The following is a 25,565-nucleotide window of genomic DNA, read 5'->3' as shown; positions in this document are numbered from 1 at the left end:
AATCAGGCACTTTAGAGCGACCAACAAGCATTGAATGCAGCTGCATGGGCATACCGACAGAGGCTATCGGCGGCGGAGCCTATCCGTCGTGCCGTGTCCGGCGTGACCGAAGACATTGGCGTTCAGCGCAGGCGCTGCGCCGTAGTGCGGCTCGATAACGAGAAAGACTCGAGGACACTGGCATGCAAGAGAATGATCTGCTCGGTGAAGGCTTGAACCTGATGGTGTTCGGGATGGGGTTCGTGTTCGTGTTTCTAAGTCTGCTGGTGGTCGCCATGATGGCGATGGCCAGGCTGGTGGATCGCTTCGCGCCTGCACCAGTGCCCGCTGCGCCAGGTGCTGCGCGGGCGCCGGCTGCCCCGGCACCTGCGGCAGAGGATGACAGCGAACTGACGGCCGTCATGGCCGCGGCGATTCACCGCTTCCGGCAGGACCAGCACAAGCACTGACGCTTTCGCGGCTTCGCCGATAGCGTCTGGGCTCTGCCGAGCGTCTGACCACTGCCAAGAGTAGCAGGCGGCGATTCTATCACGAGCAGTACGGTGGGTAGACCTCCCCCCGAGTGCAATATTCTGTGTTGCAGGCTGACGCAACAGGCTGCCTGCAGCGCGCGCAGAACTCGATATCCACAATATAAAGAACAAGGGATCACTCATGGACAAGCAACCGCTGGGCATCACGGATGTGGTACTGCGCGACGCGCATCAGTCATTGCTGGCCACGCGCATGCGCCTCGATGACATGCTGCCGATCGCCGCCAAGCTGGACGACATCGGCTTCTGGTCGCTGGAGAGCTGGGGCGGCGCGACCTTCGACGCCTGCATTCGCTATCTGGGTGAAGACCCCTGGGCACGCATTCGTGCCTTGAAGGAAGCGATGCCCAAGACCCAGCAGCAGATGCTGCTGCGTGCCCAGAACCTGCTCGGCTATCGTCATTACGCCGATGATGTGGTGGATACCTTCGTCAAGCGTGCCGCGACCAGCGGTGTCGATGTCTTCCGTGTCTTCGATGCCATGAATGATCCGCGCAACCTCGAACGTCCACTCAAGGCGGTACTGGATCAGGGCAAGCATGCCCAGGGCACCATCTCCTACACCGTGAGCCCCGTGCACACCCTGGAGATGTGGGTCGAGCTGGCGCAGAAGATCGAGTCCATGGGTGCCCAGTCACTGGCGATCAAGGACATGGCAGGCCTGCTGACGCCGTACACCGCCTTTGAACTGGTCTCGCGCCTCAAGGCGAGCCTGTCGATCCCGATCCACATGCAGTGCCACGCCACCACCGGGCTTTCCACCGCCACGGCCCTCAAGGCCATCGAGGCGGGCATCGACAACGTCGACACCTCCATCTCTTCCATGTCGATGACCTACGGCCATAGCCCGACGGAATCCGTGGTCGCGATGCTGGCGGGGACCGAGCGCGATACCGGGCTCGATCTCGAGAAGCTCGAGGATATCGCCGGCTATTTCCGCGAAGTACGCAAGAAATACGCGGCCTTCGAAGGCAGCCTGCGCGGTATCGACTCGCGTATCCTGGTCGCGCAGGTGCCGGGTGGCATGCTCACCAACATGGAAAGCCAGCTCAAGGAGCAGGGCGCCGGTGACAAGCTGGATGACGTGCTCGCCGAGATTCCGCGGGTGCGCAAGGACCTGGGCTATATCCCGCTGGTGACCCCGACCTCACAGATCGTCGGCACCCAGTCGGTGATGAACGTGATGATGGGCGAGCGCTACAAGTCGATCTCCAAGGAAGTGCAGGCGCTGCTCAAGGGTGAATATGGCGCGGCGCCGGCGCCCTTCGACAGCGAGCTTCAGTCCCGCGTGCTGGAAGGCGGCGAGCCGATCACCTGCCGCCCGGCCGACAATCTGACGCCGGAGATGGAGCGTCTGCGTGAGGAGCTCAAGGGCAAGGCCAGCGAAGGGGGCATCACCCTGGAAGGCGGCGAGCGCGAGACCGATGACGTGCTGACCTACGCGTTGTTCCCGCAGATCGGCCTCAAGTTCCTGCGCAACCGTGGCAACCCGGATGCCTTCGAGCCCGCGCCGCAGGCTGTCGATGACAAGGCGTCCAAGGCTGCAAGTGCGCCCGTCGCCGCAGCGCCGGCCACCAGTGCTCAAACCGCGTCGAGCGGTCCGCAGACCTACACCCTGAACGTCAACGGCAAGCAGTATGTGGTCGAGGTCGCCGAAGGCGGAGACATCACCCAGGTGCAGGCCAGCGAGCCAGCGGCGCCTGCTCCGGCCGCCGCAGCGGCACCTGCCGCACAGGCCGCCTCCGGTGAGCCGGTGAGTGCGCCACTGGCGGGCAACATCTTCAAGGTCAATGTCAGTGTCGGTGACAGCGTGGCCGAAGGCGATGTGGTCATCATCCTCGAGGCGATGAAGATGGAGACCGAGATCCGTGCCCACCAGGCCGGTACCGTCTCCGCGGTGAAGGTCAAGGAAGGCGACAGTGTCAGTGTCGGCGACGTTCTGATCACCCTCTGAGCCGGTGTGTCCGGCCCGTCGTCATGCACGGCGGGCCGGTCGGTGATGCTCCTCTGCAAGGCGACACGACATGGACAAGATACTCAACCTCTGGCACGGCTCGGGGCTCTACAACATGAGCTTCGGCCAGCTGGCGATGATCGTCATCGGCCTTGGCCTGCTTTATCTGGCGATCCGCAAGAACTTCGAACCCCTGCTGCTGGTGCCGATCGGTTTCGGCGGCATTCTGGCCAACATCCCGGAAGCCGGGCTGGCGTTGTCTGCCGCCGAGCAGGCGGCCCATCTCGGCAAGCCGGAGCTGCTGGCTTCGATGGCCAATCTGCTCAACGTCAACATCGCCAGCCTGCCGCTGGATGAGGCGCGCCACGCGGTGGAGCAGGCGCTGCATGGCGAGATTCCCGCCGCGCTCAAGCAGCAGGCCAGCAACATGGCGCTGGATGGCGGCTTCTCCAACGGCATGCTCTACAGCTTCTACAGCGTGGCGATCGCCTCCGGCATCGCGCCGCTGGTGATCTTCATGGGCGTGGGCGCGATGACGGACTTCGGCCCGCTGCTGGCCAATCCCAAGACCCTGTTCCTCGGTGCGGCGGCGCAGTTCGGCATCTTCGCGACCCTGCTGGGCGCGGTGGCGTTGACCTCGATGGGCCTGATGGACTTCAGCCTGCAGCAGTCGGCGGCCATCGGCATCATCGGTGGTGCAGACGGCCCGACCTCCATCTATGTCGCCAGTCTGCTGGCGCCGGAGCTGCTGGGCGCGATCGCCGTGGCGTCCTACTCCTACATGGCACTGGTACCGATGATCCAGCCGCCGATCATGCGCGCGCTGACCACCGCCAAGGAGCGTAGCCTGGTCATGACCCAGCTGCGGCCGGTGTCCAAGACCGAGAAGATCCTGTTCCCGCTGGTGCTGTTGATCATGGTGGCGATGCTGCTGCCGGACGCCGCACCGCTGCTGGGCATGTTCTGCTTCGGTAACCTGATGCGCGAGTGTGGTGTGGTGGAGCGTCTGTCGGATACCGCCCAGAACGCACTGATCAACATCACCACCATCTTCCTGGGACTGTCGGTGGGCTCCAAGCTGCAGGCCGACAAGTTCCTGGCGGTGGAGACGCTGGGCATTCTGGCCCTCGGCGTGGTCGCCTTCGGTATCGGCACGGCCTGCGGGGTACTGATGGCCAAGCTGATGAACAAGGTCTCCAAGACACCGATCAATCCGCTGATCGGGTCGGCCGGTGTCTCGGCGGTGCCGATGGCGGCACGTGTCTCCAACAAGGTCGGGCTCGAGTACAACCCGCACAACTTCCTGCTGATGCATGCCATGGGGCCGAACGTGGCCGGTGTGATCGGCTCGGCGGTTGCCGCGGGGGTGATGATCAAGTACCTCGGCTGATCGTCTTTGCCGCACTGATACGACAACGCCCGCCATGGCGACCATGGCGGGCGTTGTCGTATCTCGGGCCTTCATTAGCGGCGCTTTATCTTGTCTCGGCCGAGGGATTTGAGGGCATGGCAGAGACGGTGCGCTGATTCGGCTGCATGCGCGTCTGCGGGTCGTGGACGGCCTGCCAGAGGCTTAGCAGGGCGGCGCGATCGACAGGCCGGCTGGGCAGGCGCTGGCTGTCCTCGAGCCCCTGCCATTCCCCCGCGGCGCTCTGGCGTGCGAGGGCAAAGCGGAAGGGGTGATAGCCGGGTGAGCCCAGGCGTGTATCGGTCACTGCCAGCAGCGTCTCGCCCTCTGGGGTCCGCTCGCGGCTCGCGCGCAGATAGGGCGCCGCGAACCAGCGCAGACGCTGGCCGTCCTCCAGCTTCGCGACCTCGGCATCCAGCGTCGGCTGGCGCGGAAAATCACGGCGTGCGAGAGATGCCAGCTGCGCGTCGGAGTCGAACACGCTGACCATCCATTCGTGATCCGCCTGCGGCGTGGTTGCGCTGACACGCCACAGCAGGCTGTTGAAGGGGGTCGGCTGCACCATGCGCGGGGCGTCGGCGAAGCCCTGGCTGGCCAGCAGCGGCGCCACGCGATGTTCGACCCAGCTCTTGGCGGCCAGTCCCCAACCCAGATAGAGGCTCGAGAGCATGAGGCCCGCGGTCAACAGGTGCCCGGCGCGACCACGAATTGCCACCCACAGGCCAGTGATCAGCAGCGGCAAGGTGTAGAGAGGGTCGATGATGAAGACGCTGGCCAGACTGATGGGACGGCTGGGCCACGGCCACAGCAGCTGGGTGCCGTAGGTGGTGAAGCTGTCCAGCAGCGGGTGGGTGACCAGGCACAGCACGCAGTAGGCGATCAGCCGCCCACGGCCGAGACTCGCCAGACGTGGCAGGCGTGCCAGCAGCCGGCCGAGCACGAGGCCCAAAAGCGCCAGCACCGGTAGGGAATGGCTGAAGCCGCGGTGATGGGTGTAATTGGCGACCGCGTCGCCGTAGTCGATCATCACGTCGAGGTCGGGCAGGGTGCCGAGTGCCGCACCGCCGAGCAGTGCATAGCGGATGGCCGCGCCGCGCTTCGGGCTGGGCAGGCGGCGAATGGCCGGCGTCATGACGGCGGCGCCAACGACGGCCCCGAGGCAGATCTGGGTAAGGGAGTCCATGCGTGGGCTACCTGTGAGGAAGAAGAGAGCGGGAGGCGTGGGAGCAGGCGTCAGTCATCTGCGCGGATCGCCGCCAGGGCGCCCGGCTCGGCCCAGCGCGGGCCGGCATCCAGCACGCGTGCCTGCACCGGACAGTCATCACGATGACAGCCGGGCAGATAGCCGCAGCTCATCAGCAGCTCGTTGACGATCTCGGGGCCGGTGAAGCGGAAGGTCTTCTTGAACAGCTTGACCCAGGCTGACAGCGGTTGTGGATGGTGGGCATCCAGCCAGGCACTGAAGCTGCCGTGGGAGTCCTTGAACTGCATCACCACGCCTGCGTTGTGGATCACGGCATTGATCTTGAGCCGGTTGCGAATGATGCCGGCATTGCTGAGCAGGCGCGCGCGGTCCTCGTCCCCGTAGGCGGCGATGCGCGCGATATCGTAATCCTCGAAGGCCTCGCGGAAGGCCGCGCGCTTCTTGAGCACCGTCAGCCAGGAGAGGCCGGCCTGATTGATCTCGAGTACGAAGCGTTCGAACAGCACCCGGTCATCGCTGACCGGAAAGCCGTATTCATGGTCATGATAAGGGCCATGAATCGGGTGCTGGGGAGCATTCTCGCAATAGGTGCTGGCGGTGACGACGTCGGCCATCAGTCCTCCTGTACCGCGAAGCGGCCGCTGCCGAGAAAGACGATGGCCAGGGCGCTGGCGAGGAAGAAGCCTTGCAGCTCCAGCGCCCAGCCGCCGGAGGGCGACAGGCTCAACAGCTGGCCCATGTGTGCCACGGCAAAGGCGAACAGCATGTTGGCGACCACGATCAGTCCGGCGATGCGCGAGTGCACGCCGAGCACCAGCATGATGGGCGCGATGATCTCGCCAATGTAGACGCCATAGGCCACCACGCCCGGGATACCCAGATTCTCGAGCTCGCCGGCGATCCAGCTCAGCGTGCCGCCATCACCGAGCAATTTCGAGAGGCCATGAAACAGCAACAGCAGGCCCAGCATCAGGCGCAGTATCAGCTTGCCGAGGTCGTCATTTTCGAGAAATTGCACGGTAGAGCTCCTTGCTCAGCGGTCGTCGGGCTTGCTCAGCGGTCGTCGGGATAGAAGGCGGCTGTCTCAGGCGTTGGGGTTGTCCACCAGAATGCGCGAGAAGCGCACGATCTCGGCATTGCGGTTGGACCAGCCAAGGCGCTCCCAGAAGCGATGAGCGTCATGGTTGTCGTGCAGGGTATCCAGATGCACCTTGTCGATGCCTTCGCAGGCCAAGGCTGCCAGACAGCGATCGACCAGCGTGCTGGCGATGCCCTGGCCACGCATGTCCGGCGCCGTCATCACATGCTGAAGATAGCCGCGCTTGCCATCATGGCCCGCCATGGCGCAGCCGACCAGGCGCTCATCGAGAAAGGCCAGGTGGCTCATGCCGGGATTGCGCGCCAGATAGCGGGCGACAGGGGCATGGCGGTCAGCATCGCGGATGACCACTCCCGGGGTCGCCTCCATCATGGCGATGAAGGCAGGGTGGTCTTCCGGTGTCATCGGGCGATAGGTCAAGGTTGGCATCGTGTGTCCTGGCAAACGGCGGTCGTCGGGGATGCCATATCCTATCAGTCCCGCGGGATATCGAAATGCCCCGGCTGCGCCGCGACACGTGCCAGCCACGCCTGAATGGCGGGATAGTCATCCAGCGCGAAGCCGCCTTCATCGGCAACATGCGTATAAGCATAAAGGGAAATGTCGGCGATCGTGAATCGGTCCCCGACCAGCCAGTCACGCTCGGCGAGATGGTGCTCCATCACGCGCAGGGCGCGCTTGCCGCCATCCTGCTTGGCGGCGTACTCGGCGCGGCGCTCATCGGGGAGACCGAGGTAGCGATTGATGAAGCGGGCGGTGGCGATGTACGGCTCATGGCTGTACTGCTCGAAGAACTGCCACTGCAGCACCTTGGCGCGCAGGAAGGGGTCGCTCGGCAGATAGTCGCTGCCATCGGCGAGGTAATTCAGGATGGCGTTCGACTCTGACAGTGTCTCGCCGCGATGCAGCTCCAGCAGCGGAATCTTGCCATTGACGTTGCGGGTCAGGAATTCCGGCGTGCGGGTGTCGCCGGCCAGAATATCGACCTCGATGTAGTGATGATGGCGTTCGAGCAGGTGCAGCAGCAGCTCGACCTTGTAGCAGTTGCCGGAGCGGCGATCACCGTAGAGTGTCAGCATGCAGGGAGCGTCCTGTGCGAGCGTGGAATTGGCGTCTCGACAGTCTAACCAACCTCGCCTGCATGAACAGTGATTATTCGAACAGTGTTCGACGCTCCGGTGTCATTCGCGTACTCCAGACGCAGGCTGAGGGTCAGCCGAGGATCATCACCACGCAGGAAGCGGTCAGTACGCCCATCACGCGGTTGAAGATCTTCCAGGCGCGTTCGGTATTCAACAGGCTCCCGATGGCGGTCCCGAAGCCCGCCCACAGCGAAATGCACGGCAGCGCCACCAGTTCCGCGAAGCCTGCCAGCAATACGGCGTTGAGCAGTGCCGGGCCTTCCTCGGGCAGAAAGCTTGCCATCAGCGCCATGCCCATCACCCAGGCCTTGGGGTTGGCGAACTGGAACAGGCACGCCGCGAGGAAGGTCATCGGACGCGCATCCTGCTGGCTGGCGAAGTCAGGTGGCGGGGCGGTGGCGATCTTCCAGGCCAGGTAGAGCAGGTAGGCACTGCCCAGCACCTTCAGCAGCGTCTGCACGATGGGATAACGCTCGAAGACCAGCCCCAGCCCCAGCGCGATGGCGATGAACAGCACCAGGCAGCCGATCAGGATGCCGAAGATATGCGGTAGGGTGCGCCAGTAACCATAGTTGGCCCCCGAGGCCGTCAACATCACGTTGTTGGGGCCGGGTGTCAGGGTCATCGACAGCATGAAAAGCGTGGCGGGGGCCAGAAAGGCGAGGGATTCCATGGGTGTCCTTCAGCGTGGTGGGCGTTGTCGAGGTGGCGTGGCTGATTGTATGGGTTCAATTTGCGGATGCCGGCACATTCCCGTGTTTTGTGGCTTGTTGGCGGCATGTTTTGAGCATAATCTGATGACAATTACCGTCAACAGGTTTTTTGTCACCATGACAATGTGGATTCCGACCCTGGACCCCGCCATGCCGCGTTACCGTGCGCTGGCGGAGGCCATCCGCCTCGATATCGCCTCGGGCCAACTCAAGGAGGGCGAGCGACTGCCGCCTCAACGGCGGCTGGCGGATGCGCTGGGCGTGACCATCGGCACGGTGACGCGAGGCTACGCCGAGGCCGAGCGGAGTGGCCTGGTGTCGGCGCGTGTCGGGAGCGGCACCTACATCAATGGCGCCACCCGGAGCGCGCATGGGTCCTTCAGCAGCTTCGGGCATGCCCTGCGTGCCAGCAAGGCCTACGGATTGGCGCCAGAACAGGGGGGCGTGCTGCCGGCATCCGGCATGATCGATCTCACCATGAGCCTGCCACCGCCTCACCCCGCGCGGCAGCAGGGTATGGCGGCGGCGCTGGCCGCGATCAGCCAGTCACCCGAGGCCTTGCTGCGCAGTGTCGAGTATCAGAATGAATTCGGCGACGGCAGCCACCGTCAGTTGCTGGCGAGCTGGATGGGCGAGCTCGGCATGCCGGTTGACCCCGAGGAGCTGATGCTGACCCAGGGTGGCCAGAATGGCATCACGCTGGCGTTGTCGGCGCTGCTGGCGCCCGGAGATGCCGTGGTCACCGGCGCACTGACCTATCCCGGGCTGATCGTCGCCAGCGCTGAACGTGGCCTCAAGCTGTTGCGGGTGCCGCTGGATGATGACGGCATGGATGTCGAGGCGCTGGCGCGGCTGTGTCGCCAGCAGGCGCCCAGAATGGTCTATGTGATGGCCGAGCAGAACAATCCGGGCGCGGCGCAGTTGTCTCATGCACGGCGCGAGGCCCTGGTTGCGCTCGCACGCCAGCATGACTTCTGGATTCTGGAAGATGGGGTGCAATATCTGCCCGACGAGGAGTGCGGCACCCGTCTCTATCAGATGGCGCCGGAGCGCACCCTGTATGTCTTCAGTACCTCCAAGTTGCTGGCCGGCGGCCTGCGCCTGGGCGTATTGCGGGCGCCGGTGGAGGTACTGACCCGCATCGGCGCAGTGCTGCGCAGCCACAGCTGGATGGTGGCGCCGCTGTTGATGGAGACGGTCTGCGCCTGGCTGACCAGCGGCAACGCGACACAGCTGGTGGAGTGGCAGATGGAGGAGATGCGCGCGCGCCAGCGACTGGCCCGCACGCTGCTGGCGGAGTGGTCGCCGGCGGCGCGGCCGTCCTCGTTCGATCTGTGGCTCGAGTTGCCCGAAGGGCAGCGCAGTCAGGCGATGGTCGCATCATTGGCCGAGCGGGGGGTGCACGTCACCAGCGCCGAGCCCTTCTGTGTCGGCAATGAGCCGCCACCGCAGGCCATCCGGTTGTGCCTGAGCGCTGCCGAGAGCCGTGAGGCGCTGACCCACGCGCTGGAAATCGTGCGCGAGCAGCTGCAGGCGCCGCCTGCGCTGCGCCCCATGACGCTCTAGCGCTTCGCCGCGCTCACTCCCGGCGGGTGCCGGACTCCTGCGCCAATCGGGCCTGCTTGAGCGGCACGCCCCAGCGATAGCCGCCGAGCCCGCCATCGCCGCGTACCACACGATGGCAAGGCGTCAGCAGAGCCAGCGGGTTGGCACCACAGGCATTGGCGACGGCGCGGCTGGCGGTCGGCCGCTCGAGCGCCTCGGCCAGCTGGCGGTAGGTCAGGGTATCGCCGCTCACGGTGGCGTTGAGCTGCTGCCAGACGCTCAATTGAAAGGCAGTGCCACGCACATCCAGCGGCAGTTCGAGCAGCAGTGCATGACTGGTTTCTGGTTGCTCGCACAGGGCGAGTAACCGTGCCCCCAGTGAGGCATGCAGCAGGCGACTGGCCGCGTGAGCGTTGCCGTCCTGACCATCTGTCTCTGTCTCCATCTGCTGCCAGTTGGCCCTGGGCAGGCGTGCTTCCAGTGCCTGCTGGCCCGCCTCACGACTGTCGCTGAGCTGAATGACGACCACGCCACGCGCGCTGAGTCCTGCGCTCAGCCAGCAGGACTGCTCCGGTATCCCGAAGCGACACGGCCAATGCAATGCCAGCAGGTCTTCTCCCTGGCCGCCGGAGCGGCGGGCGCTGGGCGTGATGCCGTCCCTGCGCGCATAGGCGCGACTGCTGGAGCGATAGCCGGCGGCGATGATCGCCTCGGTCACGCCATGGCCTTCCTCCAGCAGCGCATGGAACTGCATCTGACGCAGACCCGCCGAGTACTCGGAAGGAGACAGGCCCAGCAGTGTCGTGAAGCGGCGCTGAAGATGCGAGGCGCTTATCCCGTGCTCCGCCGCCAGGCTTGCGAGTGTCGGGGTGGGCTCGCCTGCGGCGACGGCCCGCTCGAGCTGCCGACACACCGCCAGCGGCCAGGGCGAGACGGGGGCTGGGGCAGCATCTACAGATGTCGCGCGGGCGGCAGTGGAGGCGCGTGAAAGTGGGGCGTTCAATTCCGGCATCGTCGGTGCTCCAGGCGTGGCCCTGACGGGATGGCGAGTCTGCTCGACGGCCTGAGGGCGATCAGGCTTGTCGGACTGCTCAGGATGACAGCGCCGACAGGCGCGCATGCCTGCGGCTCGCGCCGCGTGGGCGTCGGCAAACAGGCGCAGGTTGTCCCGGCGTGGCGCCGGGGATGGGCAGCCGATGCGACAGAAGATACCAGTGGTGATCACGCCGTAGCGCAGCGCCTCCCCGGCGATCGGCTGGCGCGCCAGCAGACGCTGCCAGATGGCCTCATCGCACCCTTGAGCGTCGCCAGCGGCAGGTGGTGCCGTCATGCCTGCCGCTGTCTTTTCGCCGGACACTGATGTCATCGTTCATCTCGCTGTGCAAGGTTCACGATCAGTATCGCCATCCGCTCGGGGCTGTGCACTCCGTATCTTGTGCTGACTGTCAGGATTGCGCTCGCAGCGCTTGCCGGGAGTCGCTCAGAACTCGATGGATTCCTGGCGCTTCTCTTCTTCCTCGGCCTGCTTGCGCAGCTTCTTGCGGATGGCGGCCTTGTGAAAGCGCAGCTTCTGTTCCTGGGTTTCCAGATTGAGCGGCGGCACCGGCACCGGCTGGCCGTTGGAATCGACCGCGACCATGGTCAGATAGCAGCTGTTGGTATGGCGAATCAGGCGTCCCTGGATGGATTCGGCGACCACCTTGATGCCGATCTCCATCGAGGAGCGGCCGACATGATTGACCGAGGCCAGGAAGGTCACCAGCTCGCCGACGTGGATCGGCTGCTTGAAGCGCACCTGGTCGACCGAGAGGGTGACGACGTAGCTGCCGCTGTAGCGACTGGCACAGGCGTAGGCGACTTCATCCAGCTTCTTGAGGATGGCGCCACCGTGCACCTTGCCACTGAAGTTGGCCATGTCGGGGGTCATCAGCTCGGTCATGATCAACTGATGCTGGCCGGGCAGAGCTTCGTTGAGGGCGGTCTGTTCTGGCTGGTTCTCGCTCATTGGGGCGTCCTTCAGGCACGGGCCTGTCAGGTGAGTGGGAGCTGTCAGGGGCTCTCAGGTGAAGCAATGGCTCTGGCATGCCGCGCAGAGAGGGATAATGGCTAGTCTGCGGGATTCGTGACGTCTTGGCACCCCGTGAGCGGCATATCAGCTATCTATAAACGACCTTGCCCCCACAGTCGCCTGTGGGGGCAAGGAGCTTGCGGGGTTATCGGTAAGGCTATCTGAATCGCTGGCTGAAAAGGCTTGCTGACGCCGCCGTCAGCCAGGTATCAGAGCAGCGTCAGACCCAGCGAGATGATGATGCCTGTCACCAGCAGCTGCACCAGGCAGAAGCCCATGATGTCCTTGGCCTTGAGGCCGGCGATGGCGAGCACCGGCAATGCCCAGAAGGGCTGCAGCATGTTGGTCCAGGCATCGCCCCAGGCGACGGCCATGGCGACGCGTGGCAGGTCGGCACCCAATGCCTGGGCGGCGGGAATCATGACCGGTGCCTGCACGGCCCACTGACCGCCACCGGAGGGCACGAACAGATTGACGATACCGGCACTGATGAAGGACCAGAACGGCAGGCTGTCGGCGGTGGCAATCGACACGAAGCCTTCGGACAGCGTGGCGGCCAGTCCCGACTGCACCATGATCGCCATGATGCCGGCGTAGAAGGGGAACTGGATGACGATGCCTGCGCCACCCTTGATGGCTTCATTCAGGCTGTCCAGCAGCTTGCGCGGCGTGCCATGCAGCACGATGGCCAGGAACAGGAAGCTGAAGTTGATCACGTTCAGGTTCAGTCCGCCGCCACGAATCACGAAGTGATCCACCAGCCAGGCGAGGCCGAACAGCCCGACGACCCAGGCGAGAATCGGCGAGTTCTCGAGACGCTCGGCGGGACGAGGCTGGTCGCTGATCTCGGTGTGCTTCTCCTCGAGCAGGGCCGGGTCCACGTACACGCTTTCCTTCTCGAAGGGCATCATGGCGCGATTGACCAGCGGCATGATGATCAAGAGCGCCGCGACGATGGCAATATTGAAGAAGGCGAAGATGGTGTCCGAAGTGGGCACGATGCCGATGCTGTCCTCGGTGAAGTGGCCCGCGGTGGCGATGGTCAACGGAATCGAGCCCGAGATGCCCGCATGCCAGATCACGAAACCGGAGTAGGCACTGGCGATCAGCAGGCGGTAATCGACCTTGATCATTTTGGCCAGCTGCTTGGCGAACAGTGCCCCGATGACCAGCCCGAAGCCCCAGTTGATCCAGCTGGCGATCAGCGACACGAAGGTGACCAGCATGATGGCGCTGCCGGGCGTTCTGGCCAGCGAGGCGATTCTGGCCAGGCCTTTCTTCACCGGCGGGGTGTTGGCGAGCATGAAGCCCGAGATCAACACCAGCAGCATCTGCATCGAGAAGGTCAGCAGATTCCAGAAGCCATCGCCCCAATAGCGCATCACCTCGGTGGGGGAGCGCTGTTCGATGAGCATGGCGGCTGCCGCTGCAACGACGGTCAGCAACAAGACGAAGATATAGGGGTCAGGCAGATAGCGCTCAACCAGCTTGACGGCTGGCCGTGATAGCGATTGCAGCATGTGAGAGTCCCTGTTGGCTTTTTATCAGTATGGGAAACGGGTTGGCACGCTCACATTAGTCCATTCGCTATCAGGAGAATATCGCGCGATGGTCGAGTGGCGCGCCAATGCCAGCGGCAAGCCTTTCAGCGCTGCATCAACCTGCTGGAAGCTTCAACGGGCATGGCATCAGCGCCAATGATGGCGGCGATGATGCAGGTAGTAGCCGCCGAGCACGGCAGAGCGCACGCTGGTGAACAGCAGGAAGGCCAGCCACAGTCCATGATTGCCGAAGCCTTCGAGCAGCGGCCACAGGCCGATGAAGGCCAGCAGGGATACCACCAGCGTATTGCGCATTTCACGCGTCGCCGTGGCACCGATGAAGATGCCGTCCAGCAGGTAGCTCCACACCGCGACCAGGGGCATGGCGACCATCCAGGGCAGATAGAGGGTGGCCAGGGCACGGACTTCGGGAATGTCGGTCAGCAGGTGGATCAACGCCGGCCCGCAGAGCCAGAGCAGGCCGCTGGCCGCTGTCGCGGTGATCAAGGAGAAGCGGGTTGCCGCTCCCACGCTGCGCGCGAAGCGTTGCCAGTCGTTCTGGCCGACGGCTCGCCCGACTTCTGACTCCGCCGCCTGGGCGAAGCCATCCAGTGCATAGGACGTCATCATCACGAACTGCAGCAGCACCGCATTGGCCGCCAGAACATCATCCCCGAAGCTGGCACCCTGCGAGGTGAAATAGGCCGTCGCTCCCAGCAGGCACAGGGTGCGCACGAACAGATGCTGATTGACGCGGATCAGCGCGCCCCAGGCGGGGAGAGACAGCAGCGCTGCGCGGTCACTGTGCCCCGGCATGCGTCTGAGCTGGCGGGCGACCAGCCACAGGCCCGTGGCCAGCGCACAGTAGTCGGCGATCACGCTGGCCAGCGCCACGCCATCGCTGGTCATGCCCAGCCCGGGCACGAAGGCCAGATCGAGCAGGATGTTGACGCCATTGGTCAGCACGAGGATGCCGAGCGTGACGCGCGAATTACCAAGCCCCAGGAACCAGCCCAGAATCACGTAGTTGATCAGCACCGCCGGTGCCGACCACAGGCGGATGCTGGCGTAGTCATGGGCCAGGGCACGCGTGGTCTCGCTGGCCTCCATCAGTGATAGCCCCAGGGTGATCAGCGGCGAGCCGGCGATGATCAACACCAGTCCGATGGCCAGCGCCAGCCCGATGCCCTGGCCCAGCAAGGTGCGCAGGCCATCGTGGTCTTCACGGCCATGGGCCTGTGCCGTCATGCCGGTCGTGCCCATGCGCAGAAATCCGAAGCCCCAGTACAGAAAGCTGAAGAGGACCGCACCCAGCGTGACCGCGCCCAGATACACCGCATCCTCGAGATGCCCGACCACGGCGGTATCCACCAGCCCCAGCAACGGCACGGAAATGTTGGAAAGGATGATGGGCCAGGCCAGGCGCCACATATGGCGATCGGCGCTAGGAGGGAGAGGCGAGGAGATGTCGGTTTGGCGTGGGGAATCGGTCATTGGCGCTCCATTCAAGAGCTACAAGCCTACCCTTGCGCAGGAAGTCGTCAATGCCATGTAGGAGCCCCGGATGTATTGATGCCCCGCAGAAACTCTGCAGGGCATCAATACAGGCGATGATTCTTGACGTTTAGTAAAAGAAACTAGAGTCGCTCTTTAGAAATACATGCCAGCGCTCAGGCTCCACAGATCGATGTCGACATCTTCATCGGAGCTGCCGCTATCCACATCGAGCATATAGCGTGTGTATTCAGCACGGGCGAAAAGGGATTGATTGCTGTACTCAAGGCCGCCACCGAAAAGAGGGTCAGTGCCGTTATCCTTTTCCTTTTCGTTGAATACTTTGGCTTCAGAGTCCCATTTGATGACGCCGATGCGTCCGATCACGCTCAAGCCGCCATCTATCGGCAAGCGACCCAGCAGTGCAGCCGACACACCATCGACCTCAAAAGACGCGACCTGACCAACACCGCTGATCTTGCCCGTTGCCTCTCCCAGGTTGACGTAAGCCACTTCCATGCTGAAGTTCGGGTTGAATCGATAACCGCCGAATAGGGTATAAGCGGCATCCTTTTCGTCAACATTGGTGCCCTCGAAGTCATCGATATCATCGAGAGTGTCACTGTGATAGACAGCCTGTCCGGCTCCCCCGCCCAGATAGAATTTATCAGAAGGAGCGGTGTCGCTGGCGGCATGCGCCTGTGCCGCAGAGAAGAGAATAGCGCCAGTAAACAGCATCCTTGCAAACATGATCAATATCCTTGCGTGTGTTGTTGATTATGATGGTTCCGTACGAGTTATATAATATCACCACAGATTTAATATATCGTCATATTGTATTATGAGGTTTCTCGACACAGTATCCTTGATGCGACGCACCCTCTACGTTGATCACTTGGCATGCACTATCTCCAGCTGGAATGAGTTCACCTGATACACTTGGGTGGAGCAGTGCGCCAACAGGCCGTCATACCGATAGGGACGCGAGCGCATCCATGCAGCCTACAGGGAGTGAGGGGAATGAAAACAAGACGAGAAGGATGGTTGGGGCTCATGGTGGGTGGGGCGATGGCTCTTGCCATGGCCATGCCCGCTCAGGCGCTGGACCTGCCTGGTGAACCGGAGCAGTCAGGACCGGGAGCCGGCGCCATGGTGGCAGATGCATTGATAGGGCGCCCCCTGTTGTTGTTGACGACAGTCGCTGGCACGGCAGTCTTCCTGGTGTCTGCCCCCTTCGCGGCTCTCGGAGGGAATCTGGATGCTACAGCAGAGACGTTGGTCAAGACGCCCGCGGAAGCGACATTCCGTCGCTGCCTCGGGTGTGAGTTGAGCCGACGTGCTGATGAAATGTAAGACCTGAAGGAATATGGCAAATGTGAGACGAGCCATAGCTCGATGATTCAGACACGACAACGCCGACCCTCGAGGGTCGGCGTTGTCGTGTCTGAAGGGTGGTGAGAGAGGGGGTCAGTGCGCGGGTTGCCTGGCGTGGCTATCGGCTGCAGGCGGCAGTGAGTTGAAGCACAGCACGCGTTTGCGTCCGGCGCGTTTCGCCTCATAGAGCGCATTGTCGGCCATGTTGAACAGCGCGTCGGTGGCCTGGCTGTCATGCGGCGCGTTGGCGACTCCGGCGGAGAAGCTCAAGCCGGTCAGCGGCCCCAGGGTCTCATGCTCGAAGACTTCTTCGTGGAAGGCTTCGAGAATGGCCTCGACGCGTGCGCGTGACACCGCTGCGCTGGCACCGGGAATCAGGATCACGAACTCCTCGCCACCGTAGCGACAGGCTTCATCGGAGCTGCGCAGCGACTCACGTATCAGGTTGGCCAGGCGCGTGAGGACCTGATCGCCCATCTCGTGGCCGTAGGTATCGTTGACCTGCTTGAAGTGGTCGAGATCCAGCACCACCAGGGACAACGGGTTGCCGATGCTGGCCTCGGCCAGTTTCTGGGGCAGCACCTCATCGAGGTGACGACGATTGAAGAGGCGCGTCAGCGTGTCCTTGCGCGCCTCATGTGCCAGACCCCGCTTCAGCTGCAGGTCGGCCAGTGCCAGCATCACCAGGTGGCTGACATCTTCCGCCAGGGGCTGCAGGCGTTCCAGGCTGTCCTCTTCCGGCGGGATCAGCAGCACGAATTCCCCCACCTGGCCATCCCCGACCGTCAGCGTCTGCTTGAGGTGACGAGCATCGGTGGGTGGTGTCCCCCAGTTGATATGCATCGTCTGATTGATGTCATTCGGGTCATGCAGGGTCACGTTGCCTTCGCAGCCGGCGAACAGGCTGGGCAGACGAACATTGAGCTGGGTGATGATCTCATCGAGCTGAGAGCAGGTCAGCAGGCATTCCGCGAGGTGATGGATCTGGCTGCGGCTCTCGGAGAGTCGCGACAGCTTGAGGTTGGCGGCCTGCAGGTCGCGCTGGGCACGCTTGCGGTCGGTGATGTCGTGAACGATAGAGAACAGCAGGGTGCGGCCGTTCAGGTCCACCGGGCCGGTAAAGATCTCGACATCACGCAATTCACCGTTGGCAAGCTGATGGCTGGCCTCGAAGTGGTTGTCGGTACGGTTGACGACCGCACGGATGCGCTTGGAGAGCGACTGGCTGGCCAGCACGTTGATACGGCCCAGTGGCATGCCGCACATCTCGCCGATGCTGTAGCCATAGAAGTCGGCGGCGACCGGGTTGGCATCGATGATCTCGGCAAGCTCCGGGTCGATCAGCAGCTTGATTGCGTTGCCGGTGCTGAAGACTTCCTGGTACAGGGTCGCGTTCTCCTCGAGCAACTCGATGGCGCGACGGCGGTCCTCGATATTGTTGATCAATACCAGGGTGCGCTCCTCGCCCTCGAGCGGCGTGAGGGTGACTTCCGCCCAGAACATCTGCCCCGTGTCGGTCTGCATGTGGTATTCGTCCTGGAAGCTGCCGCCTTCGCGCTGCAGCTGGCCCCAGGCACGCTTCATGCGACTGATCTCGTCCAGTGAGAACAGCCCCCACAGCGATTGCTGGAAAAGCTCGGCATCACTCTTGCCCAATAGGGCATGCATGGCCGAGTTGGCATCCGCGATGGTGCCATCCCGGTCGGCGACGATGATGCCCACCGGGGCGGAGTGATAGATGGAGCGCAGACGGGCACGGCTGCTGATCAGGCGTTGCTGCTGCTCCTTGATCCAGTCGATATCGCTGTGAGTACCGATCATGCGCAGGGGCCGGCCATCCTCGGCACGCTCCACCACGCGTCCCTGATCGAGGATCCACTTCCATTCACCGTTGCGCGTCAGCATGCGGTGCTCGTTGCGATATTCTGTGCTGTGGCCTTCAAAGTGCTGTTTCAGGTCGTCGAGGGTGCGCGGCATGTCATCCGGGTGGATGCGTGACTTCCACTCATCGAAGCTGCTGCCGATCTCGTGTTCCTGGAAGCCGAGCGTCGCCTTCCACTGCGGAGAGTAGAAGACGTGATCGGTATCCTGCTTCCAGTCCCAGACGCCGGCGCCTGAGCCTTCCAGCGCGAACTGCCAGCGTTGTTCGGCCTCGCCCAGGGCGTCACTCATCTTCTGCAGCTGCTGATAGGGGTAGACCATGCGCGATGAATAGATGGCGTGATAGATCATCGCGTAGGCCACCACCTTGTACAGATGGCCGAGCAGATTGAAGACATCGAAGGCAGTGGCATAAAGGGTGAAGCACAGTTCGGAAATTCCCGTGGCCAGCGCCGCGACCGCCAGCCAGCCGGCATTGGTGCCTTCAGGCAGTCGGCGCGCGCCGAGCAGAAGTACCGCGGCCAGCACAGCGCTCAGCGCCAGGGCCCACTCGTAGCCGATCTTCCAGGCGGTCAGGCCGCTGCCGACGATGAAGGACTCTGGCAGGAAGTCGAGATGAAAGAGGCCTGCCCAGCTCACCGCCAGCCCGATGGCGAGCGTCAAGCCAAAGGCCACGGGCAGATAGCGACGCGGCACGGGGCGGGCTGTCAGCAGGCAGGGGGCCAGCAGCGCGATGATGAAGGCGGTCCGCCCTGCCAGCCAGAAGTGGATGGCCTTGCTGACGGAGGCTTCGCTGACGAAGTCGGGCATGCCGTCGTAGCTGAAGATATGCACCATGTCGAAGAAGGCGGAGAGCATGAAGGCGCATCCCATGACCAGAAAGCTGGTCGGCAGCGTCCGACGGTGCCCCTGGAAGATGGAGACGGCAGACATCAGTGCGACCAGTATCGCGCCCATTTCCAGCAGTGAATGCGGGACGAGGTAATGTCCGACCGAGCTGAACAGCTGCGGACGCGGCACCACGATCAAGACCACCATGATCGCCAGCATGACAAGCAGCATCGCCGTGCCGGCATTGGGCAGCTGTGTGCGTGTCCCCAGGAAGGGGCGCTTGAGAACGGTAGAGAGAGAGCGAGAGGACATGGGCAATCCGTGCGCGTGAAAGGGGATGACCGGTGACTGGATAACTACAGGATAGAATAGATTGTTTACATTATCCTAACAGAAAATAACCTGGCGTAGCGTTTGGTATTAATTGCGTAGCCGTTCAGGCAGGGGCCGAGAGCAGGCTGGGAGCCACGATGCTGTATGGCCATGTCAGCAGCGGGGCCAGCAGGGAGGACGGCAGGAGCAGACACTGGCGGGTAGAGCGGGAGGTCTTGATCGCGAACGAAGTGTGTCGCCAGTCGGTGTTAGCGCCAGTCGGTTACGTTACCCGTTGGTGTCTTGCAGCAAGAGGCGCCGCGTTGGCTAGTCAGGCGCTGAAGCGTCAGTCAGGGCCGAGCCTGAGGAAAGGGCTTGAGGAAAGAGCTTATAGAGAGGGCTTGCGGAGAAGGCAGGAGGTGTCAGGCAAGAAGCAAGCAGCAGCCGTCACGACGGATGTGGCGCAGTACAGGCCATGTCATCGTCATGACGGCTGCCGGAGCAGGCGGCAATCAGTTGCCGAGTGCGGCCGTGATGATGTGGTACTTGTCCATCAGCTCTTCCTGGCTTTCCTTGTTGGCCGGGTCGAGCGGGATGCAGTCGACAGGGCAGACCTGCTGACATTGCGGCTCATCGAAGTGTCCGACGCATTCGGTGCACAGGTCCGGGTCGATGACGTAGATCTCTTCCCCCGGCGAGATGGCCCCATTGGGACATTCCGGCTCGCAGACGTCGCAGTTGATGCACTCATCAGTGATGATCAGGGCCATGATGCTGTCCTCAGCTTGTGGCGGTGTCGTCGTCGGTAGCGGAGAAATGCCGGGCGAGGGTCTCGGCCACCAGCGGATGCACCAGACGCGACACGTCACCGCCATGACGCGATATCTCGCGCACGATGGTCGATGAAATGTAGGAGTTCTGTAATTCCGGGGTCAGGAACAGGCTATCGACGTGCGGTGCCTGGGCCCGGTTCATGTTGGCCAGCTGCAGCTCGTACTCGAAGTCGGAGACCGCACGCAGGCCGCGCAGAATGATACGCGCATTCTGCTGCTCAAGCAGCTCTGTCAGCAGGCAGCTGAAACCGATGACCTCGACATTGTCGAGATGCGCCAGAATCCGGCGTGCCAGATCGATGCGCATCTCCAGCGGCAGTGCGGGGCGTTTGCTGGGGCTGTAAGCCACCGCGACCACCACCTTGTCGAACAGGCGGGCGCCGCGCTCGATCAGGTCGGTATGGCCATTGGTGATCGGGTCGAAGGTGCCGGGATAGACGGCAATGTTCTTGGGCATGACGAACTCGAGCTCTGTCGGCAGCGGGTCAGCCTGGTGACCGGCTGCAGTGGACGACGAAGGATGAGGAGCCGCAGAAGGCCGGGGCGCAGTGGCTGTCGCGCCGTCGGCTCCCCCGGTACGCCGAGTGTAGAACCCCTCGCGCGGCTTGCCAGTCGCGCGAGGGGATTCGTCAGCGAGTGCGCAACCCGGGAGGGGTAGCCAGCCGGTCTTGCAGCGAGCCTGGCTTACAGCGAACCGAAGGGGTTGTCGACCTTGAGCGAGACGGGCTTCGCATAGCCGGGGATGCGGATCTCGCGATCCGTGATCTCCAGCTCCGGACCTTCGAGCACGCCTTCACCGAAGCGATAGGTCGGCGTGAATTCGCCGCGCTGTGCCTTGTCCAGATAGTCGGCGCGACGCTGCTCGCAGAGACCGCTGCGCTCACGCCAGGCGGCCAGTGCCGCCTCGCCATGTCGCGCCGCCAGCAACTTCAGCGTGACGTCTGCCGATAGCACCACGCCACTGGCGTTGTTGCCACCGAAGCCCTTGGCATTGATGAAGGCGACGTCCGCGGTGAACTCGCGCGCCTCGCGGCGGATGTCGAGGTGGCTGTGATGCACGTCATCGGCGATGGCATCCAGCGTCGGGATACCCGGCAGGATGCCGGTCGCCATGCTGCCGAGCGCCGATACCGCCTGATCGCCCGCGGCACTGCCCTGGCTGTGGCCGACGAAGGATTTTACCGCCACCACGGGCCAGGCCTGGATGTCGTTGGCGCGAGCCACTTCATTGAGCACGTGGGATTCGGTGGTGCGGTTCTTCGGCGTGGAGGTGGCATGGGCGTGCACGAAGCTGCGCTGGCGCACGCCTTCATCGCCGACGATATCGCGCGCCAGCGCCACCGCCTTGCTCAGCGTGATGTAGTTGCCGACGCCGGGTGCCGAGATGGAGCGCTTCCAGCCGTCAGCATTGACGAACACGTCCGGCACGCTGCCGATGATGCGAGCGCCGGTGTCCAGCGCCAGATCATCCGCCATCAGGATCACGAACTGGGTCGCTTCCGCGATGGTGAAGCCACAGTTGCGCGCGAACGGGCGACAGGCCTTCTGGTAATCGCTGTCGGTGAGCACTTCCAGCGCGTCGAGGGCCTTGAGGCTCTCGTCATCGGCCAGGGCGCCCATGCTGCGGAAGCCCTCGATGACTTCCGGCGTGATCGGCGCATCGGCGGTGCCGACCATCACCACACGGCGACGGCCGCTGCGGATGTCGTTCAGGCCCAGCTTCAGGTTGTAGAGGAAGCTTGCGCAGGCGCCCATCGCGGCACCAGCGCCGCCGACATTGCCCAGCACATAGGCATTGAGGAAGTCGGCGGGCATCTGGGCATAGCCCAGCGGCATCTGCTTGGAGGTGGCGCGCTCGCCGGCCACGAAGGACTTCATCAGTCCGCCCCAGCCTTCGGCATCCATCTGGCCGATGGAATTGCCGGCGTAGACGGCAATATCGTCCGGATCGAGGCTATCGCGCAGCGCATCCCAGTCCAGGCCGCTGTCGCCGAGGCAGTCGCTGGCGCCGAAGATGGTCATCGACAGGCCGCGCGGGTGATGCACGCTGCGGTAGAGCTGCTCCGGCGCGAAGCCGCTGGGCAGTTGACCCGCGGCGCGCACCAGCGCCTGACGATGATCGGGCAGCAGGACATCGAATTCGCCGGCCGGTACCGTGACTTCGACATGACGGTTGTCCAGCTCGCGGATCTGCCACTCAGCGGGCGGCTGTTCCGGCAGCTGGCGGCTGCGCAGCGTGAAGGTCAAGTCCTGGCCCAGCGTCAGCTTTGACTGGCGATTGGCAGGAATGCCGATCGCGTTGAAGCGCTCGTCTTCAATGCGACGAATCAGGGTGTGGGACAGCACCTGGTCTGCCAGACGCTCCGCAAGCGCCTGAGCCTCGGCGGGCTGGCCTTCGGCATCGAACCACTGGCCCTGATCATCGCAGCGGGCGAGGTTCATGAGCGACGCGAGACCCAGCAGGGTCTCTTGACGGTCTGTCTCCGGCAGGGAGTCGAGCACCGTGCGTCGGAACGCCTGATGGCCCGAAGTTCTGCCGGCGGCATTGACGCCGCCCATGCCGACGATCACCGGTAAGTGTGACAAGCCGCTTTCCTCGTAAAAATACTGTGAGTCGTTGGTCTGGGCGATACCTCTGCGGATATTCGTCCAAATGATGGGCGGATGATAACACCCCCTCAATACAGGCGTCATGCACCCCCGCCTCTACGCGGGCGCGCCAGCGAGCGCTTGCTGCGAACACTGTGCGATATCTCTGCGCTCAGTGCGAGTCTCGGCGGCCTGTTTTTGTACTCGCCATGGCACGGGATGATCGTGATTAAACGTTTGTTTGATTTTAGAATCACAAGCTGCCATTCTGTCGTGGCTGTTTGAGTTGGTGTAGGCGCGTGCCGCGAGGCAGGCGCCTTTTTTTGTGCCCAGGCCTTCCTGCGCCGCCGGCCCCGGATGGGCTGTACGCCATATGGCGCAGCCCGATGCAGGCGCATCTGCTAGACTCCGCGCGTGATTTTCCTGCCCGTTGCTATCGGAACTGCTGATGTACGCCAACTCCCGCCAGATCGATTCTCCCCAGACCGGCCCCCACGAGGATATCGAGCGTCGCGTGCGCCGTGCGATGGCGCATCCGCTGCGCAAGCCCGTGGCGGAGCATACCCGCGAAGCGTTCCTGCAAGCGCAACAGTGGTTGTCGGCTCAGGCGAAGCCCCTGTGGCTGGACAGTGGCTGCGGCGTCGGGCGATCGACCCGTCAGCTGGCACTGGCGCATCCGGACCATGCCGTCATCGGTGTGGATCGCAGCGAAGACCGCCTCAGTCGCAAGCATGGCGAGCTGCCGGACAACGCCTTGCTGGTGCGCGCGGACCTCGTCGACTTCTGGCGCCTGGCGCTTGCCGCGGGCTGGGCACCTGCGCATCACACCCTGCTGTACCCCAATCCTTATCCCAAGGCGCGCCATCTCAAGATGCGCTGGCAGGGCCACCCGGTGTTTCCGATCATCATGGCGCTGGGCGGTCAGCTTGAGCTGCGCACCAACTGGGAGATCTACGCCCGGGAATTCGCCCAGGCCATCGGGCATGCCACCGGTGTCGAGGTGACGGCGCACGCCTTCGAGCCGCAGGGCGATTATCTGACGCACTTCGAGCGCAAGTATCACGAGTCTGGCCAGGCGCTGTGGCGACTCGAATGCCTGCTTGAACACACGCCCGAGCGCTACCCGCTGCAGGTCTGACGCGAATCACGCCGGTGGCAGGTTCTGGTTGGCGATAGCGGCGTGGCTGTTGTGGAAGGTGTCGCGCAGTGACTGGCGCAGCCAGCTGGCCGCGGGGCCGCGAGGGCTGTCGCGGCGCGAGATCAGTTCGATATCGATGTCGGCGGTGGCGCCCAGCGCGCTCAAGTCCAGAATCTTCAGGCGCTGCTGAAAGGGCGGGTAGTGGGCGATATGGCGCGGAACCTGCGCCCAGCCCAGTCCGCGCGTCGTAAGCTCAGCCATCGCATAGAAGCTGTTGAGCTGCCAGAAGCGCTGTGAGCGTGGCCCCTCGTGGCCGGGTTCCAGTTGCTGGCGTTGGCCGATCATCAGCTGGCGGTGATCGGCCAGATCACTGTGGGTCGGGCTCTCGAGCTGCGCCAGCGGGTGATCGCGTGCCACGATCAGCACCTGCTCCAGTCGCCCCAGCGCCTCGCGCTCCAGCGCCATGACACCCAGCGGCTGATAGAACAGGATGCCGAGGTTGGCCTGGTGCTGCTCCACCCAGCGGGCCACCTCATCCTGCGCGCCATTGAGCAGATTCAGCGTCAGCGTCGGGTATTGCACCGCCATCTTTTCCAGCACTGCCATCACCGGCGGCATCTCCACCAGCGCCTCATCGATCGCCAGCGTCAGGCTGGCTTCCAGCCCCTGGCTGAGGGTGCGGGCGCGTGCCTCCAAGCGCTGGCACTGCATCAGCACGCTGTTGGCTTCATGCAGCATGGCCTCGCCCGCGGGCGTCAGCACCGGCGTGCGAGGACGGCGATCGAACAGCTCGCAGCCCAGGTCCAGTTCCAGATTGGCGATGGCGGTGCTGACCGCGGATTGCGCGCGACCCAGACGCCGCGCCGCCGCCGAGAACGAGCCCGTCTCCGCCACGCAGCGCAGCGTCTGCAGTTGCTCCAGTGTCCAGTTCATTGCCTCGCCTCGCGCCTTGATCCATCTGAATAATAGATGGATACCAACTTTAAACCATCTTGTATCTCTCTAGAATGCCTCCTCCATCCGCGTCGTTCAGCCCATCCGGCATCACACGCGGTGATCGAGAGGAGGTATGACATGCGTTCCAAGAAAGAACGTCTGGCCCAGGCAGGATTGCTGGAATTGGGCGGTATCCTGATCGTGGCGCCGCTGTCGGCACTGGTCACGGGGCATGACCTGGCGAGCATGGGCAGCCTGGCGGTGGTGATGTCCACACTGGCGGTGATCTGGAGTACGGTCTGGAACTGGATGTTCGATCGCTGGGTGCCGACCCGCCAGCGCAGCGCGACCCAGCGCATCGCTCAGGCACTCGGCTTCGAGCTCGGCCTGGTATTGGTGACCGTCTTCATCGTGGCCGCCTGGCTCGACCTGGGGCTGTGGCAGGCATTGCTGCTGGATCTGGGCTTCGTTGCCTTCTTCCTGGTCTGGGCCATGATCTTCAATCCGCTGTTCGATGCCGTGATGAGTCGTCTGCTGGCGCGCAAGGCCGCGCGTGAGCAGCAGCTGGCCCCCCACAATACGAGGTGATTCGATGAGTTATGTCTTCCTGGCAGTGGCCATATTGGCGGAGGTCATCGCGACCAGCGCGCTCAAGGCTTCCGAGTCCTTTTCGCGACTCGGCCCCAGCGTGATCGTGGTGGTGGGCTACGGCATCGCCTTCTATTTCCTGACGCTGGTACTGCGTGATCTGCCGCTGGGCGTGACCTATGCGGTGTGGTCCGGGCTCGGCATCGTGCTGGTCACCGTGTTCGGCGCGGTGGTCTATCGCGAGATGCCGGACCTGCCGGCCATCCTGGGGCTGGCGATGATCGTGGGCGGTGTCGCCGTCCTGCATCTGTTTTCCAGCGCCAGTCCTCATTAAGCTAGGGGCATCACGGCGCCTCCCGGCTGTGACATGGATGCTCACCGA

The 25,565-nt window shown here is 63.5% G+C and carries 23 protein-coding genes; 7 read left to right on the top strand and 16 right to left on the bottom strand.

Annotated features, from left to right (window positions below):
• The first annotated feature begins 182 nt into the window (after positions 1–182).
• The 3 genes from H2O77_RS15645 to H2O77_RS15635 all read left to right on the top strand — a co-directional run bounded on the left by H2O77_RS15645 (position 183) and on the right by H2O77_RS15635 (position 3,877).
• Entirely contained in the window at positions 183–449 is a 267-nt protein-coding gene (locus tag H2O77_RS15645; protein WP_215823509.1) for an OadG family protein, read from the top strand.
• A gap of 205 nt (positions 450–654) precedes the next feature.
• Positions 655–2,487, top strand: coding sequence for a sodium-extruding oxaloacetate decarboxylase subunit alpha (oadA, locus tag H2O77_RS15640; RefSeq protein WP_215823508.1), 1,833 nt, complete (start codon positions 655–657; stop codon positions 2,485–2,487).
• A 70-nt stretch (positions 2,488–2,557) separates the two neighbouring features.
• Positions 2,558–3,877, top strand: a complete 1,320-nt coding sequence (locus tag H2O77_RS15635; RefSeq protein ID WP_192839147.1) for a sodium ion-translocating decarboxylase subunit beta — start codon at positions 2,558–2,560, stop codon at positions 3,875–3,877.
• 85 nt (positions 3,878–3,962) lie between these two features.
• Here the strand turns inward: H2O77_RS15635 and H2O77_RS15630 are convergent, their stop codons facing one another.
• The 6 genes from H2O77_RS15630 to H2O77_RS15605 form a co-directional block, all read right to left on the bottom strand.
• On the bottom strand, positions 3,963–5,078 hold the full coding sequence (locus tag H2O77_RS15630; RefSeq protein ID WP_215823507.1) for a metal-dependent hydrolase: 1,116 nt from the start codon (positions 5,076–5,078) through the stop codon (positions 3,963–3,965).
• A 50-nt stretch (positions 5,079–5,128) separates the two neighbouring features.
• On the bottom strand, positions 5,129–5,713 hold the full coding sequence (locus H2O77_RS15625; RefSeq protein WP_215823506.1) for a DNA-3-methyladenine glycosylase I: 585 nt from the start codon (positions 5,711–5,713) through the stop codon (positions 5,129–5,131).
• On the bottom strand, positions 5,713–6,117 hold the full coding sequence (locus H2O77_RS15620) for a DoxX family protein (RefSeq protein ID WP_043332928.1): 405 nt from the start codon (positions 6,115–6,117) through the stop codon (positions 5,713–5,715). Before H2O77_RS15620 ends, H2O77_RS15625 begins: the two co-directional genes overlap by 1 nt.
• 66 nt (positions 6,118–6,183) lie before the next feature.
• Complete coding sequence (locus H2O77_RS15615) at positions 6,184–6,627, bottom strand: GNAT family N-acetyltransferase (RefSeq protein WP_153636581.1); 444 nt, start codon at positions 6,625–6,627, stop codon at positions 6,184–6,186.
• Between the two features lie 44 nt (positions 6,628–6,671).
• Complete coding sequence (locus tag H2O77_RS15610; protein WP_215823505.1) at positions 6,672–7,277, bottom strand: glutathione S-transferase family protein; 606 nt, start codon at positions 7,275–7,277, stop codon at positions 6,672–6,674.
• A gap of 133 nt (positions 7,278–7,410) precedes the next feature.
• A complete protein-coding gene (locus tag H2O77_RS15605; RefSeq protein ID WP_215823504.1) occupies positions 7,411–8,013 on the bottom strand; it encodes a LysE family translocator in 603 nt (200 codons plus the stop codon).
• A 157-nt stretch (positions 8,014–8,170) separates the two neighbouring features.
• Here H2O77_RS15605 and H2O77_RS15600 point away from each other — a divergent pair, with 157 nt between their 5' ends.
• Entirely contained in the window at positions 8,171–9,619 is a 1,449-nt protein-coding gene (locus H2O77_RS15600) for a PLP-dependent aminotransferase family protein (protein ID WP_215823503.1), read from the top strand.
• A 13-nt stretch (positions 9,620–9,632) separates the two neighbouring features.
• Here the strand turns inward: H2O77_RS15600 and H2O77_RS15595 are convergent, their stop codons facing one another.
• The 9 genes from H2O77_RS15595 to H2O77_RS15555 all read right to left on the bottom strand — a co-directional run bounded on the left by H2O77_RS15595 (position 9,633) and on the right by H2O77_RS15555 (position 22,491).
• Positions 9,633–10,964 (bottom strand): methylated-DNA--[protein]-cysteine S-methyltransferase, encoded by a 1,332-nt coding sequence (locus H2O77_RS15595; protein ID WP_215823502.1) that lies wholly within the window; start codon positions 10,962–10,964, stop codon positions 9,633–9,635.
• Between the two features lie 114 nt (positions 10,965–11,078).
• Entirely contained in the window at positions 11,079–11,603 is a 525-nt protein-coding gene (locus tag H2O77_RS15590; RefSeq protein WP_043332919.1) for an acyl-CoA thioesterase, read from the bottom strand.
• A gap of 272 nt (positions 11,604–11,875) precedes the next feature.
• Entirely contained in the window at positions 11,876–13,186 is a 1,311-nt protein-coding gene (locus tag H2O77_RS15585) for a short-chain fatty acid transporter (protein ID WP_215823501.1), read from the bottom strand.
• 168 nt (positions 13,187–13,354) lie between these two features.
• A complete protein-coding gene (locus H2O77_RS15580; protein WP_215824641.1) occupies positions 13,355–14,638 on the bottom strand; it encodes an MATE family efflux transporter in 1,284 nt (427 codons plus the stop codon).
• Positions 14,639–14,857: 219 nt separating this feature from the next.
• Positions 14,858–15,451, bottom strand: a complete 594-nt coding sequence (locus tag H2O77_RS15575; protein ID WP_084589322.1) for an outer membrane beta-barrel protein — start codon at positions 15,449–15,451, stop codon at positions 14,858–14,860.
• A gap of 717 nt (positions 15,452–16,168) precedes the next feature.
• The gene (locus tag H2O77_RS15570; RefSeq protein WP_215823500.1) at positions 16,169–19,099 is read right to left on the bottom strand and encodes an MASE3 domain-containing protein; all 2,931 of its coding nucleotides are present in this window, start codon (positions 19,097–19,099) and stop codon (positions 16,169–16,171) included.
• A gap of 512 nt (positions 19,100–19,611) precedes the next feature.
• The gene (locus H2O77_RS15565) at positions 19,612–19,869 is read right to left on the bottom strand and encodes a YfhL family 4Fe-4S dicluster ferredoxin (RefSeq protein ID WP_043334597.1); all 258 of its coding nucleotides are present in this window, start codon (positions 19,867–19,869) and stop codon (positions 19,612–19,614) included.
• 10 nt (positions 19,870–19,879) lie between these two features.
• The gene (coaD, locus tag H2O77_RS15560) at positions 19,880–20,389 is read right to left on the bottom strand and encodes a pantetheine-phosphate adenylyltransferase (RefSeq protein WP_043334599.1); all 510 of its coding nucleotides are present in this window, start codon (positions 20,387–20,389) and stop codon (positions 19,880–19,882) included.
• Positions 20,390–20,616: 227 nt separating this feature from the next.
• Positions 20,617–22,491 (bottom strand): beta-ketoacyl synthase, encoded by a 1,875-nt coding sequence (locus H2O77_RS15555; RefSeq protein ID WP_215824640.1) that lies wholly within the window; start codon positions 22,489–22,491, stop codon positions 20,617–20,619.
• Positions 22,492–22,969: 478 nt separating this feature from the next.
• On the opposite strand from H2O77_RS15555, the gene H2O77_RS15550 reads away from it, so the two are divergent.
• Entirely contained in the window at positions 22,970–23,659 is a 690-nt protein-coding gene (locus H2O77_RS15550) for an SAM-dependent methyltransferase (protein ID WP_215823499.1), read from the top strand.
• Positions 23,660–23,665: 6 nt separating this feature from the next.
• On the opposite strand, the gene H2O77_RS15545 is transcribed toward H2O77_RS15550, so the two are convergent.
• A complete protein-coding gene (locus H2O77_RS15545; protein ID WP_192839139.1) occupies positions 23,666–24,592 on the bottom strand; it encodes a LysR family transcriptional regulator in 927 nt (308 codons plus the stop codon).
• A 141-nt stretch (positions 24,593–24,733) separates the two neighbouring features.
• Here H2O77_RS15545 and H2O77_RS15540 point away from each other — a divergent pair, with 141 nt between their 5' ends.
• Together H2O77_RS15540 and H2O77_RS15535 are read left to right on the top strand one after the other, a co-directional pair.
• Positions 24,734–25,183, top strand: a complete 450-nt coding sequence (locus tag H2O77_RS15540; RefSeq protein ID WP_215823498.1) for a PACE efflux transporter — start codon at positions 24,734–24,736, stop codon at positions 25,181–25,183.
• Between the two features lie 4 nt (positions 25,184–25,187).
• On the top strand, positions 25,188–25,517 hold the full coding sequence (locus H2O77_RS15535) for a multidrug efflux SMR transporter (RefSeq protein ID WP_043334608.1): 330 nt from the start codon (positions 25,188–25,190) through the stop codon (positions 25,515–25,517).
• The last annotated feature ends 48 nt before the right edge of the window (positions 25,518–25,565 follow it).

Source organism: Cobetia sp. 4B (assembly GCF_018831605.1).
Classification (GTDB): domain Bacteria; phylum Pseudomonadota; class Gammaproteobacteria; order Pseudomonadales; family Halomonadaceae; genus Cobetia; species Cobetia amphilecti.
Note: the sequence above shows the minus strand (reverse complement) of the source record. Positions and strands in the feature narration are given on the sequence as shown.